Source organism: Streptomyces sp. NPDC059897, assembly GCF_042730865.1.
In the GTDB taxonomy this organism is placed as follows: Bacteria; Actinomycetota; Actinomycetes; order Streptomycetales; family Streptomycetaceae; genus Streptomyces.
Map to the genome: position 1 here is coordinate 11,563 of NZ_JBHWKQ010000018.1, position 12,359 is coordinate 23,921.

A 12,359-nucleotide genomic window follows, 5' to 3' on the forward strand; every position below is an offset into this window, starting at 1 on the left:
TTTCCGCCCCCTGGCGGGGGGGCGGCCCCCCCCCCCCGGTGCCCCCCCGCCCGGGGGGCGGCCGGCCCGCGGGAACCCCCGCGCCCCGGCCCCGGGGTATCCCCCCCGGCGCACGGCGCAGGTGTATGTCGTATGCGGTTGTCCCGACCGTGATGCCGTGCCGTTCCCCGAGTGGACGGCACGGCACGCTCTCGCGCAGCTCACGCCGACCGGGTGCCGGCGCGGGCCTCCTCGTTCCGCGGCGCTAACTTTCCGCGAGGATGTGCGACAGCTCCTGGTCGAGGTCGAAGTGGCGGTGTTCCGTGCCGGGTGGCACGGCGGCGTCCGTTCGCTTGAGGAACGACTCCAGGGCCCGCGCCGGGGCCTCGAGCAGAGCCTCGCCCTCGGGAGAGCTCAGGGCGATGCACACAACGCCCTGACCGTGGCTGCGGGACGGCCAGACTCGGACGTCTCCGGTGCCGGTCGGCCGGTGAAGGCCTTCGGCGAGGAGGTCGCGGGCAAACACCCATTCGACTGTCTCCTCGGCTCCGGTGTGGAAGGTGGCGTGCACGGCATACGGATCGGCCGTGTCATACCGCAGACCTGCGGGAACGGGCAGTGAGGACTCGCTCGACACAACGAGGCGCAGGTGCAGCTCGCAGCTGACCGTGGTGTTCATAAGCGCCAGGGCCTTTCGCTCAGTGTGCGCTCGGGGATTCGCACGTCGGCGAAATCGACATGCCACCTACGGTGCCGTTGTAAACCCCTCTGAGTGTTTTGAGCGTCTTTAGGTAGCTCGTACGGCCGAGTCTTATCTGTGGGGCAACGCCCATTCCGGTGACGCGAAAGAGTCGGGTAGGTTTGAGTGCATGAATACGGGGAGTGACAAGGGGGCCCAGGGGCCCGAGGCGCCCGAGAGGGCCGAGGCGGCCTCCGGGGCCGGTGCCGACGGCGAGGCGGCCGAGGGGAAGCCGCTGGGGTCGCGGGCGCCGGGGTTCATCCAGGCCAGGAGGACGCTGCACCTGAGCTGGCAGGTCGGCGTCTTCATCGTGGGGCTCGCGGTCGTCGTGGGCGGCGTGATCATGCTGCCGCTGCCGGGGCCCGGCTGGCTGGTGATCTTCGGCGGCATGGCGATCTGGGCGACCGAGTTCGTCTGGGCGCAGCTGGTCCTGCGCTGGACGAAGCGGAAGGTCACGGAGGCGACGCAGCGCGCCCTCGACCCGAAGGTGCGGCGCCGGAACATCATCCTGACGACGATCGGCGTGGTGGTCATCGCCGTGCTCGGCGGGGTCTACCTGTGGAAGTTCGGGTTCGAGATGCCGTGGAACATCAAGCAGTGATCGCGGGCGGCGCAGGGTGGTCCCAGGCACCCCCTGACATGGGGTAATGTTCTTCCTGCGCCCGGGCGATTAGCTCAGTGGGAGAGCGCTTCGTTCACACCGAAGAGGTCACTGGTTCGAACCCAGTATCGCCCACCCGGACCGAGAGCCCCGGAGACATCGAGTCTCCGGGGCTCTCGGCGTTTTTCGTGCCCGACCTGGGCCTTCGAGCCGCTTCGGCGCAAATCTTTGTCCGAACTGTTGACGCGCCCCCCACCCGTCTCTACTTTTGCTCGGCAAGCGCTTACCTAAAACGATTCAATGCGCAGGTGGAGGGGCTGGCTGTGCCGATGAACAGGGATCTTGGTCGAAGAGGCGTGCTGAAGGCGACGGGGGCGTCGGTCGCCGCGCTCGGTCTGACGGCGGCCGGCTGCGGCGGTGACGGTGGGTCAGGAGGTGCGGGGGACGCGGAGGGTCCGGCGACCCTGCGGTTCGCCTGGTGGGGCGGTGAACCGCGCGCCGTGAAAATGAAGAAGGCGATCGCGCTCTTCGAGAAGAAGAATCCGAAGATCAAAATCAAGCCCGAATTCACCGATTACCAGGCATTCTGGGAAAAGTTCCAGACGCAGGCCTCGGGCGGAAATCCTCCGGATGTATTCCTCAACTCCGTTGCCTTCCTTGCGAAGTACGACAAGCGCGGAGTTCTGCTCGACCTCAAGTCCCAGGTGGACGCGGGGAATCTGAGCCTCAAGCAGTTCCGCGGCGGAGTCGAGACGGCCGGTCAGGTCTCCGGCGGCAAGCAGGTCGCGGTTCCGGTCGGCGCCAACACCATGTCGCTCGTCATCGACAAGAAGGCGTGGGCCAAGGCGGGCGTGGAGCCGAAGTCCGGCTGGACCTGGGACGAGTACTTCAAGGCGCTCCAGACCATCCAGGACAAGCTGAAGATCGCGGGAGACACGGGCTACGCCGGGGTCATGTACCTCTACGACCCGTACCTGCGCCAGAACGGCAAGGCGTTCTTCAAGGACGGCAAACTCGGCTTCACCGAGGACGACCTGACGCAGTGGTGGTCCGACTACTACAAGCGCGTGAAGTCCGGGATCGTCGCCGACCCCAAGAAGATCGAACAGGTCAAGCCCAAGTCCGGGCTCTCGGCCGGGCTCGCGGGCTCCGAGTTCACCTGGGACAACTTCTCGGTGCGCTACGAGGGCGAGGGCGACTCCGACTACGCGCTCGCGCCGATCCCGACCACCGACGGCAAGGACACCGGCCAGTACCTCGGTTCGCTCATGCTGTCGATCTCCACCAAGTGCGAGGCCCAGGCGCAGGCCGCCAAGTTCATCGACTTCATGGTCCACGACCCCGAGGTCGGCAAGGTCCTGGGCTACGACATGGGCGTGCTCGCCACCGAAGAGCAGTTCGACGCCTACAAGCCGGGCGCCGAGACCGACAAGGCCGTCGCCGAGGCCAACAAGGGCATCGCCGCGTACGAGACCGACGTCGAGAAGGCCGGCGTGCTCGGCAAGATCACGCCGCACCCGTCGGGCGCGGATGTCGTCGAGGCCGCGTTCCTGCGCATCGCCGGGGACGTCGCCAACGGCAAGCAGAAGGTCCCCGCGGCCGTGAAGCAGTTCTTCAGCGAGGCCGAGGCAGCCTTCCAGGCCTGACAGCCCCTAGTTTCCGAGGGGAAACAGCACCATGTCGCTCGTCAAGGACGCCACAGTCCTGGCCGACGAGGTGAACGTTGTCCGACCCGTCGCACAAAAGCGACGGGGACGGCGCGACAACCTCGCCGGCTACCTCTTCATGTCGCCGTGGCTCGCGGGATTCCTGCTGCTCACGGCGGGGCCGATGATCGCCTCGCTCTACTACGCGTTCACGGACTACAACCTGTTCGCGGCGCCCAAATGGATCGGCCTCGACAACTTCACCGCCATGTTCGACGACCCGCGCTGGCAGAAGTCCGTGCAGGTCACCCTCAAGTACGTGGTCATCGGCACCCCGCTGAAGCTGCTGCTCGCCCTCGGCGTCGCGCTGCTGCTCAACCAGAGCCGCCGCGGCCAGGGCCTGTACCGGGCCGCGTTCTACGCACCGTCGCTGATCGGCGCCAGCGTCTCGGTCGGCTTCGTCTGGCGGGCACTGTTCTCCGACAACGCCGTCGTCGACAAGGGGCTCGGCTCGCTCGGCCTGAATCTCGGCGGCTGGATCGGCGACCCGGACCTGATCCTCTACTCGCTCGTCGCGCTCACCGTCTGGCAGTTCGGCGCGCCCATGGTCATCTTCCTGGCCGGGCTCAAGCAGGTGCCGAAGGAGCTCTACGAGGCCGCCGCCGTGGACGGGGCGGGACCGCTGCGCCGGTTCTGGAACATCACCCTGCCGATGATCTCCCCGGTGCTCTTCTTCAACGTCCTGCTGGAGTCGATCCACTCGTTCCAGATCTTCGGCTCCGCGTACGTCGTCTCCAACACGTTCTGCGGACCGGCCGACGCCACCCTCGTCTACACCTGCTACCTGTACCAAAAGGGTTTCCAGCAGTCCCAGATGGGCTTCGCGTCCGCGATGGCCTGGATGCTGCTGCTCGCCGTCGCGCTCGTCACCGCCGTCCTGTTCTGGTCCCAGAAGAAGTGGGTGCACTACGAGGAGGACGCCAAGTGACCACCATCGCACCGGAGTTGTCGAGCGGAACCAACCCCCGCAAGCGCACCGGCTCCCTCGTCTGGCACGTCTTCGCGCTCGCCGTGCTCTGCGTCGTCCTCTACCCGGTCGTCTGGGTGATCGGCGCCGCCTTCAAGCCCGGCAAGAAGATCATCGGCTCGCTCGACCTCTTCCCCGCCGACCCGATCCTCGACAACGTCAAGGGCCTCGCCGACGGCATCGCCTCCATCTCCATCAGCACGTTCTTCACCAACTCGCTGTTCTACGCGGGCATGGCCGTCGTCGGCGTCGTCATCTCCAGCTCCCTGACCGCGTACGCCTTCGCGAAGATCCCCTTCCGGGGCCGGAACCTGCTCTTCGCGCTGATGATCGGCACGCTGCTGCTGCCGTACCACGTGCTGCTCATCCCGCAGTACGTCATGTTCCAGAAGCTGGAGCTCATCAACACGTACGTGCCGCTGCTCGCGGGCAAGTTCCTCGCCACGGAGGCCTTCTTCGTCTTCCTCATGGTGCAGTTCATGCGCGGACTGCCGCGCGAACTGGACGAGGCGGCGCGCCTCGACGGCTGCGGACACCTGCGGATCTACTGGTCGATCGTGCTGCCGCTGTGCAGGCCCGCCCTGATCACCAGCGCGATCTTCACGTTCATCAACGCCTGGAACGACTTCATGGGCCCGCTGATCTACCTCAACGAGCCCTCCAAGTACACCGTCTCGCTCGGCCTGATGATGTTCCGCGACCAGCAGGGCATCTCCGACTACGGCGGTCAGATCGCCATGGCGATGATGGCGCTCATCCCGGTGATCGCCTTCTTCATGGCCTTCCAGCGGTATCTGATCGACGGCATGGCCACGTCGGGGCTCAAGTGAGGGCCACTGTCCGCAAGCCGCAGCCGGTGGTCGAGTCGCGGCGCCGCGTCGGGTTCGCCGTCTTCGCCGAGTGCCTGCTCACCGGGGTGTGGATCGCGCTCGCGTCCGTGCCCGTCGTCACCGCTCCCGCGGCCTTCGCGGCCGGGGCCCGGCATCTGCGCCGCCACGTCACCCAACAGGGCGGCGACTGGCGGGAGTTCGTCGCCGACCTCCGTGCTGCGGCCCGGCGCGGCTGGCTCGTAGGCCTCGCCGCAGTGGCCGCCTGGCTCGCCGTATGGGTCGACGTGCGGGTCGCGCGGGCCGGGCTGCCGGGCGGTCAACTCGCCGCGGCCGTCGGCATCTTCGCGCTCATCGGCGGCGCCGTGATCGTACTGCGGGCCGCCGCGGTGTGGGAGCCGGGCCGGTCCTGGCGGGCCCTCCTCCGTGAGGCCGCCCGGCGCACGGCACGCACCCCGGGCGGGTCCCTGCTCCTGGTCTGCGGGATCGCCCTCGTGATCCTCAGCGCCGAGTTCCTCACGCCGCTCGCGGTCCCGGTCCTCGGCATCCTCGCCGCCGCGGCGGTCGCGGTGGAGGAGCGCGGCCGGGGCCGCTGATACGCAGTTCCCCTCAACCCCCTTCTCGTACAGCACGTTTGGCATGCACGGAAAGGAACGACGATGTCCCCCATTCCCCGCAGGTCCCTCCTCAAGGCCGCCGCGGTCGCCGGCGCCGCCGCGCAGTTCAGCTGGGCGCTCGGCGACAAGAAGGCGCAGGCCGCACCGGCCGCGGCACCCGCGGCGGCCGAACCCGTCACGCTCGGCTGGCTGGAGGACGGCGGGCTCGGCGCGGCCCCCGGCGCCACCGTCGGCGTGCCCTGGCCCAAGGGCGCGTACGAGAAGGGGCAGGAGTTCGCCCTCACCGCGGAGGACGGCAAGCAGGTCCCCGTCCAGACCTGGCCCCTCGCGCAGTGGCCCGACGGCTCCCTGAAGTGGACCGCGCACGCAGTCGGCCCAGGCGTCGGGGCCGGAAAGCTGAAGCTCGCCGCCGGAAACGCCGCCGCACCCGACAAGAAGGTGACCGTCTCGAACAGCGGGGGAGTCGTCACCGTCGACACCGGCGTCGTCGTCGCCAAGCTCGGCAAGAGCGGATCGAGCCTGGTCAAGACCGTCACCCGTGGCTCCACGGAGATCGCCAAGGACGGCCGACTCGTCCTCCTGCGGCAGGGCGAGATCGAGGACGGCGACCAGGGCACCCAGAAGTACGAGCGCTTCGAGTCCGTCATCGAGGAGACGAAGGTCGAGCAGGAAGGACCGGTCCGCGCCGTCGTCCGCATCGACGGCAAGCACCGCAAGGGCAGCCGCAGCTGGCTCCCCTTCTCCATCCGCTTCTACTTCTACGCGGGCGCCGAATCGTTCCGCATGGTGCACACCATCACGTACGACGGCACCCAGGAACCCGGCAAGGCCTCCGGCGACTTCATCCGCGGGCTCGGCGTCCGCTTCACCGTGCCGATGCGCGACAAGGCGTACGACCGGCACATCCGCATCGGCGGCGAGGACACCGGCATGCTCAGGGAGGCCGTCCAGGGCATCACCGGACTGCGCCGCGACCCGGGCGCCGCCGTGCAGGCCGCCCAGTTCGCCGGCGAGAAGCTGCCCGACCCGTCGACCTGGGACCAGCGCGTCACGACCCGCCTCCAGTACATCCCCGAATGGGGCGACTACAGCCTCTCCCAGCTCTCCGCCGACGGCTTCACGCTCAAGAAGCGCACCAAGAAGGGCCACGGCTGGATCGGTGCGGGCGGCGGCCGGCGCGCCAGCGGCTTCGGCTACGTCGGCGGACCCACCGGCGGACTCTCCTTCGGCCTGCGGGACTTCTGGGAGAAGCACCCGGCCGGACTCGACATCCGCGGCGCCCACACCGACGAGGCCGAGGTCACCCTCTGGCTCTGGTCGCCCGAGGCCCAGCCCATGGACCTGCGCTTCTACCACGACGGCATGGGCCAGGACACCTTCGCCGAACAGCTCGAAGGCCTCAACATCACGTACGAGGACTACGAACCCGAGTTCGGCACCCCCTACGGCATCGCCCGCACCAGCGAGCTGATGTTCTGGGCCAACGACGCGACCCCCAAGCCCGCCGCCCTCGCCCAGCAGGTCGAGGCCGTCCGCGTCCTCCCGCAGCTCGCCGCGCCGCCGAAGCAGCTCATCAAGGCGAAGGTCTTCGGCCCCGGCCTCTACTCCGAACCCGACCGCTCCACCCCCGCCAAGGCGAAGATCGAGGACCACCTCGACTTCCTCTTCACCTACTACAAGGACCAGGTGGAGATGCGCCGTTGGTACGGCTTCTGGGACTACGGCGACGTGATGCACTCCTACGACCCGGCACGCCACCAGTGGCGCTACGACGTGGGCGGCTACGCCTGGGACAACTCCGAGCTCTCGCCCGACCTGTGGCTCTGGTTCGCCTACCTGCGCTCGGGCCGCGCCGACATCTTCCGCTTCGCCGAGGCCATGACCCGGCACACCGGCGAGGTCGACGTCTACCACCTCGGCAAATGGGCGGGACTCGGCACCCGGCACGGCGTCCAGCACTACGCCGACTCCGCGAAGCAGCAGCGCATCGCCAACACCACGTACCGCCGCTACTACTACTTCCTCACCGGCGACGAACGCGTCGGCGATCTCATGCACGCCAACGTCGACTCCGACGAGACGTTCCTCGTGCTCGACCCGCAGCGCAAGGTCCGCCCCGACCCCGACTACAAGCCCGACCCGCACGCCCTGTCCATCGGCTTCGGCACCGACTGGAGCGGCCTCGTCTCCGCCTGGCTCACCGAGTGGGAGCGGCGCGGGCCGAAGTGGGAGAAGGCGAAGGCCCGGGTGCTTTCGACGATGGAGACGATCGCCGCGCAGCCCAACGGGTTCGTGCAGGGCAGTGGCCTCTACGACCTCGACACCGGAAAGTTCGCCATCGCCGACAAGCCCGTCGTCGGCGTCTCCCACCTGTCGGCGGTCTTCGGCCTCAACGAGCTGTGCGCGGAGCTCATCGACCAGGTCGACATGCCGAAGTTCGAGGAGGCGTACTACGACTACTGCCGCTACTTCAACGCCACGAAGGCGGAACAGAAGGCGCGCTACGGCTCCGACTTCGGCTCGCTCATCCTCTTCCAGGGCCACTCCCGGCTCGACGCCTACGCCGCCGTGCGCACCGGCGACGACAAGCTGGCCAAGCGGGCCTGGGAGAAGTTCTTCAAGAGCGACGGCTACACCGAGTCCTCGCCGTGGAAGACGGAGAAGGTGGACGGACCGGTGACACTCGTCGCGGGCACCGAGGCGAACTGGGTCTACACCAACGACACGGCCCTGTACGGACTGGCCGCCATCGAGAACCTGGCGCTGGTCGGCGACAAGATGCCCTGACCCCGGCAGACTCTGCCCATGGACTGGAACCATTACCGCTTTCGCAGCGTGTGGGAACTGCCCGCCCCGCCGGGCGCCGTGTACGCGGTGCTCGAGCGGGCCGAGGAGTACCCGCGGTGGTGGCCCCAGGTGCGATCGGTGACGCCGCTGGACGGAAGCGACTCCAGCGGCGTCGCCGTCTTCCGGTCCTTCCTCCCGTACGAGCTGCACGTCACGGCGCGCGAGACGCGGCGCGACCCGGCCGCGGGGATCCTGGCGATCGCGATGTCCGGGGACCTGAAGGGCTGGGCGCGCTGGACGCTGACGCCGCTGCCGGGCGGCGGCACCCGCGCCGCCTACGACCAGGAGGTCGAGGTGAGCAAACCGCTGATGCGCCGGTTCGCGGTGGCGGGGCGGCCGGTGTTCCTGGCCAACCACGCGTGGATGATGCGCGGCGGGCGGCGGGGTCTCGCCGCCCATCTGAGACCGGCCTGACGCAACCGGTTTGAACACGGGGCGCCGCGACCTGTATTGTTCAACGCGTTCCCGGGCGATTAGCTCAGTGGGAGAGCGCTTCGTTCACACCGAAGAGGTCACTGGTTCGAACCCAGTATCGCCCACCCGGAGAATGACCGGTCCGTCGCACAGGCGGGCCGGTTTTTCGTTGTACGGGTGTTGTGCGGGTACGGGGCGGCGGCACTGGAGGGTGCGGTGTCGTTTCTGCCGTCGGGGCCCCGACGGGGGAACGATCAGGCCGCGGCCGGAAGTTCCGGGCGCAGCGGCCACGCCGGGTCCACCACCTCCGGGTTGCCGCTGCGGGCGAACCAGGCCTGCAGGCCGCGGGCCTGCGCCGCGTGCCACACCGCCTGCAAGGTGTGCAGCTCGGCGGGGGAGAGGCGTTCGAGGCGGGACGCGAACCTGCGGCCCACCGCCCGCACCAGATCGAGGGACGCCTGGGCGTCCGCCCCCGCGTCGTGCGCCCCCGCCAGCTCCACCTCGTAGTGCTCGCACAGGTCGGTCAGCGTGCGGCGGCCCTTGCGATACCGGTCCAGGTGCTTGTCCAGGACGCGCGGATCGACCACGCACAGGGACGCGGTCTCCAGGTAGTGGGAGAGCGACGAGTTCCGGTGCCGCTTCAACTCGCGGTCCAGAAGCGTCAGATCGAACGGGGCGTTCATCACGACCAGCGGCCGCCCTGCCGCGGCCTGCTCGGCGAGCGCCCGGCCGACCTCCTCCATCACGGGCGCGGGCCAGCGCCCGTTGCACTGCAGATGCTCCTCGGTCAGCCCGTGCACCTCCGTGGCACCCGGGGGCACCGGCACCCCGGGGTTCACCAGCCAGCGCGTCACTCGCGGTCGCGTTCCCGCCGCGTCCTGCACCACGACAGCGGCCGACACGATGCGGTCGTTCTCCACGTCCACGCCGGTCGTCTCGGTGTCGAAGGCGGCCAGCGGCCCTTCGTACCAGCACGTCATGATCTCTCAACTCCTGCTTCCCGCGCGGCAGATGACGTCCCGTCGACGTGTTGCCCCTGCCCCAAGCGGTGATACCCGCGCTGTTTGCGTCGTACGCCGAGCGGTGACAACACAGGTACGAGTCACGGCAGTTCAGCGGGGTGCCATCGGCGCGAACCCGCTTTCCCGGAAGGCCAGTTGGACCATGGCGCTCGCGCGGCCCGAACAAGGCGGGCTGCTGCCCGAGCGGATCGCACCGCCGCGCGGCACCCTCGCCACCACCGCCTGCATGGAGACCCTGCAGGTGGGCTATCTGCACGCCGTGGCGGCCGCCGCGGGGTGCTCGCTCTCCCAGCCCTTTCCGGACAACGGCATCGACTGGCACGTCAGCCACAGCTCGCCCGGGCACGCCATCGACGACGAGGTCACCATCAAGGTGCAGCTCAAGGCGACGTACCAGGTCGCGCCCGACCCGCCGGGTCCTTCCTTCGCGTTCACGCTCGACAATGCGCACCTGGAGAAGCTCGCCCGCACCCCGGTCTCGGTGCACAAGATCCTCGTCGTGATGCTCGTGCCGCGCTCCCAGGACGACTGGTTGCGGGCCGCGCACGACCGGCTCGACCTGCGGCACTGCTGCTACTGGATCAACCTCGCCGGACACCCGGTCACCGGGCGGCGCAGGACCACCGTGCGCGTCCCGACGGCGCGGATCTTCGACGACCGCGCGCTCTGCGAGATCATGGCGAGGGCCGGCGCGGGTGGACGTCCCTGACGGTTCGACTCGGCCTGGGCCGAAGGGAGTTGTGTGATGCAGCACCGCCCGATCGATGAATCCCTGCGTCCCCTCGGCGTGGGCCGCGGCCACCCCGTGGAACTCGCCGGACCCGAGCCGGGGCAGGTCGACCCCGCCGTCCTCGGCGCCCTGCTCGACCGGCACGGCTGGCAGCGGCGCGGCGGGGCCGCCGGACGGTACGCGCGCTGGACGCTGCCGGGGGCCGGGGCCCGGACCAGCCTGCTGGTGCCGGAGAGCCGGGCCTTCCCGGACAGCGAGGAACTCCTCGGCGAGGCGCTCGTCGCCCTGGAGCGCAGCGGCACGCCGTCCGCGCGCGAGGTGCTGGTCTCCCTCGCCGTGCCGAGCGACGAGATCCGCTGGACGCGCGACGTCCCGGCCGGGCCCGCGGGCGCCTCGTCCTGGCCCGCCGAGGAGCAACTGCGGGGCGCGGCACGGCAGATGCTGCTCGCGGGTGCGCTCGCCGCGCGCGGCCGGGCCGGGTACTACGGGGCCAGGCACCGGCGGCCCGCGGCGGCGGCCCTGGAGAACGTACTGGTGCAGACGGTGTCCGGTGGGAGCCGTCTCACCGCGTTCGTGCCCGTCGCCACCGGGCGGACGCTCGCCGTCCGGCTGCACCAGGCGCTGTACGCGGTGCGCGAGGCCGTCGACTACCGGCGGGCCACCGGAGGCATGGACGCGTTCGACAGCGCGATCGAGGCGGGCGTCAGCCACGAACTGACCGAGGCGCTCGTCGCGCTGGTGCGCGGCACCGAGGGCGCACGCGTCGGCGTGGCCTGGGCGCCCGCCGCCGGAGTGCCGCTGGAGTGCACGGACGGCGACGCCCCCGTCGAGTTCTCACCCGGTGACCTCGACGTGCTGCGCGAGGCCGGCGCCCGCTTCCTGTACGCCGAACCCGCCGTCTCCGTCCGCGTCACCGGCACCGTCGTCCGCATGCGCAGGGCGGGGCCGCGCGGCCCTGGCACCGTACGGCTCCGGGTGCTCGCGGGCGTCGAGGTGCCGCACGTGCGGATGACGCTGGACGAGGAGGCGTACCGGATCGCGGGGCACGCGCACCTGGTGGGCCTGCCGATCCGGGTCCACGGGCGGCTCGAGAGCCGGGGCGGGTTCCGCCGCCTCACCGACGCGACCGGCGTCGTACCCGTGCAGGTGGAGGAGGCCGAGCGGGACCGGCTGATGAAGTCGCTCCAGGAGAACCTGGACTTCTTCGAGGAGGCGTGCGCGGGGGACGAGCCCTGACCGCTACCGGTGTGCGTACAGGTCTCTGAGCAGGGCGATCTCCGCCGTGTGGTGGAGCATCTCGCGGTTGATGTGCAGCACGAGCGTCGCCATCGGCTCCTGCTCGAACTCGCCCTCGGCGGGTCCGCAGGGGCGGGCCAGGCCCTTCTCGTCCAGGCCGCGCACGCCCGCGATCCACTGCTGGTACGCGCTGTCGAGGCGGTCCAGGGCCCCGGCGGCCGTGCCGGGATAGTCGTACGACATGTAGTCGACCGGCTCCGCGCCGAAGTGCGCCGCGTTCCGCGCGCCGAGCACGCCCACCAGGATGTGGCCGAGGCGCCACGCGATCGTCGTCACCGGGGCGGGGACCGGCTCCGGGTACTCGAAGTCGATCGTGAGGTCCCCGGAGCCGCCCTGGATGGCGGCGGTGCCGGTGCCGCGCGGGTGCAGGGTCCAGCAGTCCGGCACCGGTTCCCAGAAGTACTCGTCGTCGGTGAGCCCCGCGAGGCGGTCGCGGAGCTGGTGGCGCCAGTGCCAGTCGAGCTGGTCGGCGAGGAGCGTGTTCCAGTCGAGTGTCATACGTCTCACGCTAGATCCCGGCACTGACAGTCGCCCGGCCTGCGGGCGACCGCCCTGGTTAACCGTTTCGCGAGCGGCCCTGGTGACTCGGTACGATCGTGGCTGCGCGCGTCACA

General features: G+C 69.8%; 12 protein-coding genes and 2 tRNA genes. 11 read left to right on the forward strand and 3 right to left on the reverse strand.

Annotated elements, in window-relative coordinates:
* Positions 1-244 precede the first annotated feature (244 nt).
* On the reverse strand, positions 245-658 hold the full coding sequence (locus tag ACFV9W_RS20905) for an SsgA family sporulation/cell division regulator (protein WP_004002642.1): 414 nt from the start codon (positions 656-658) through the stop codon (positions 245-247).
* A 190-nt stretch (positions 659-848) separates the two neighbouring features.
* Between ACFV9W_RS20905 and ACFV9W_RS20910 the strand changes: the two genes are divergently transcribed.
* The 9 genes from ACFV9W_RS20910 to ACFV9W_RS20950 all read left to right on the forward strand — a co-directional run bounded on the left by ACFV9W_RS20910 (position 849) and on the right by ACFV9W_RS20950 (position 8,822).
* Positions 849-1,319 (forward strand): TIGR02611 family protein, encoded by a 471-nt coding sequence (locus ACFV9W_RS20910; protein ID WP_385762970.1) that lies wholly within the window; start codon positions 849-851, stop codon positions 1,317-1,319.
* Between the two features lie 63 nt (positions 1,320-1,382).
* Positions 1,383-1,454 (forward strand) — tRNA-Val (locus tag ACFV9W_RS20915).
* Positions 1,455-1,675: 221 nt separating this feature from the next.
* The gene (locus ACFV9W_RS20920) at positions 1,676-2,965 is read left to right on the forward strand and encodes an ABC transporter substrate-binding protein (RefSeq protein WP_385762972.1); all 1,290 of its coding nucleotides are present in this window, start codon (positions 1,676-1,678) and stop codon (positions 2,963-2,965) included.
* Between the two features lie 31 nt (positions 2,966-2,996).
* Entirely contained in the window at positions 2,997-3,953 is a 957-nt protein-coding gene (locus ACFV9W_RS20925; RefSeq protein WP_385762974.1) for a carbohydrate ABC transporter permease, read from the forward strand.
* Positions 3,950-4,822 carry a carbohydrate ABC transporter permease gene (locus tag ACFV9W_RS20930; protein WP_385762975.1) on the forward strand — a complete coding sequence of 291 codons (873 nt, stop codon included), beginning with the start codon at positions 3,950-3,952 and terminating at the stop codon, positions 4,820-4,822. Before ACFV9W_RS20925 ends, ACFV9W_RS20930 begins: the two co-directional genes overlap by 4 nt.
* On the forward strand, positions 4,819-5,415 hold the full coding sequence (locus ACFV9W_RS20935; protein ID WP_385762977.1) for a hypothetical protein: 597 nt from the start codon (positions 4,819-4,821) through the stop codon (positions 5,413-5,415). Before ACFV9W_RS20930 ends, ACFV9W_RS20935 begins: the two co-directional genes overlap by 4 nt.
* A gap of 63 nt (positions 5,416-5,478) precedes the next feature.
* Positions 5,479-8,223, forward strand: a complete 2,745-nt coding sequence (locus tag ACFV9W_RS20940) for a Tat pathway signal sequence domain protein (RefSeq protein WP_385762979.1) — start codon at positions 5,479-5,481, stop codon at positions 8,221-8,223.
* 18 nt (positions 8,224-8,241) lie between these two features.
* On the forward strand, positions 8,242-8,697 hold the full coding sequence (locus tag ACFV9W_RS20945; protein ID WP_385762981.1) for an SRPBCC family protein: 456 nt from the start codon (positions 8,242-8,244) through the stop codon (positions 8,695-8,697).
* Positions 8,698-8,750: 53 nt separating this feature from the next.
* A tRNA-Val gene (locus ACFV9W_RS20950) sits at positions 8,751-8,822 on the forward strand.
* A 129-nt stretch (positions 8,823-8,951) separates the two neighbouring features.
* On the opposite strand, the gene ACFV9W_RS20955 is transcribed toward ACFV9W_RS20950, so the two are convergent.
* Complete coding sequence (locus ACFV9W_RS20955) at positions 8,952-9,677, reverse strand: 3'-5' exonuclease (protein WP_385762983.1); 726 nt, start codon at positions 9,675-9,677, stop codon at positions 8,952-8,954.
* A gap of 184 nt (positions 9,678-9,861) precedes the next feature.
* Here ACFV9W_RS20955 and ACFV9W_RS20960 point away from each other — a divergent pair, with 184 nt between their 5' ends.
* Positions 9,862-10,428, forward strand: coding sequence for a DUF4365 domain-containing protein (locus tag ACFV9W_RS20960; protein ID WP_385762985.1), 567 nt, complete (start codon positions 9,862-9,864; stop codon positions 10,426-10,428).
* Positions 10,429-10,464: 36 nt separating this feature from the next.
* Positions 10,465-11,685 carry a hypothetical protein gene (locus ACFV9W_RS20965; protein ID WP_385762987.1) on the forward strand — a complete coding sequence of 407 codons (1,221 nt, stop codon included), beginning with the start codon at positions 10,465-10,467 and terminating at the stop codon, positions 11,683-11,685.
* A gap of 3 nt (positions 11,686-11,688) precedes the next feature.
* Here ACFV9W_RS20965 and ACFV9W_RS20970 read toward each other — a convergent pair whose 3' ends face one another.
* Positions 11,689-12,243 (reverse strand): DinB family protein, encoded by a 555-nt coding sequence (locus ACFV9W_RS20970; protein ID WP_385762989.1) that lies wholly within the window; start codon positions 12,241-12,243, stop codon positions 11,689-11,691.
* Between the last annotated feature and the right edge of the window lie 116 nt (positions 12,244-12,359).

What these genes read in the sequence shown, in the direction of transcription:
- ACFV9W_RS20905 (WP_004002642.1), bottom strand. Translation starts at nt 658, where the DNA reads ATGAACACCACGGTCAGCTGCGAGCTGCACCTGCGCCTCGTTGTGTCG.
- ACFV9W_RS20910 (WP_385762970.1), top strand. Translation starts at nt 849, where the DNA reads ATGAATACGGGGAGTGACAAGGGGGCCCAGGGGCCCGAGGCGCCCGAG.
- ACFV9W_RS20925 (WP_385762974.1), top strand. Translation starts at nt 2,997, where the DNA reads ATGTCGCTCGTCAAGGACGCCACAGTCCTGGCCGACGAGGTGAACGTT.
- ACFV9W_RS20940 (WP_385762979.1), top strand. Translation starts at nt 5,479, where the DNA reads ATGTCCCCCATTCCCCGCAGGTCCCTCCTCAAGGCCGCCGCGGTCGCC.
- ACFV9W_RS20945 (WP_385762981.1), top strand. Translation starts at nt 8,242, where the DNA reads ATGGACTGGAACCATTACCGCTTTCGCAGCGTGTGGGAACTGCCCGCC.
- ACFV9W_RS20955 (WP_385762983.1), bottom strand. Translation starts at nt 9,677, where the DNA reads ATGACGTGCTGGTACGAAGGGCCGCTGGCCGCCTTCGACACCGAGACG.
- ACFV9W_RS20960 (WP_385762985.1), top strand. Translation starts at nt 9,862, where the DNA reads ATGGCGCTCGCGCGGCCCGAACAAGGCGGGCTGCTGCCCGAGCGGATC.
- ACFV9W_RS20965 (WP_385762987.1), top strand. Translation starts at nt 10,465, where the DNA reads ATGCAGCACCGCCCGATCGATGAATCCCTGCGTCCCCTCGGCGTGGGC.
- ACFV9W_RS20970 (WP_385762989.1), bottom strand. Translation starts at nt 12,243, where the DNA reads ATGACACTCGACTGGAACACGCTCCTCGCCGACCAGCTCGACTGGCAC.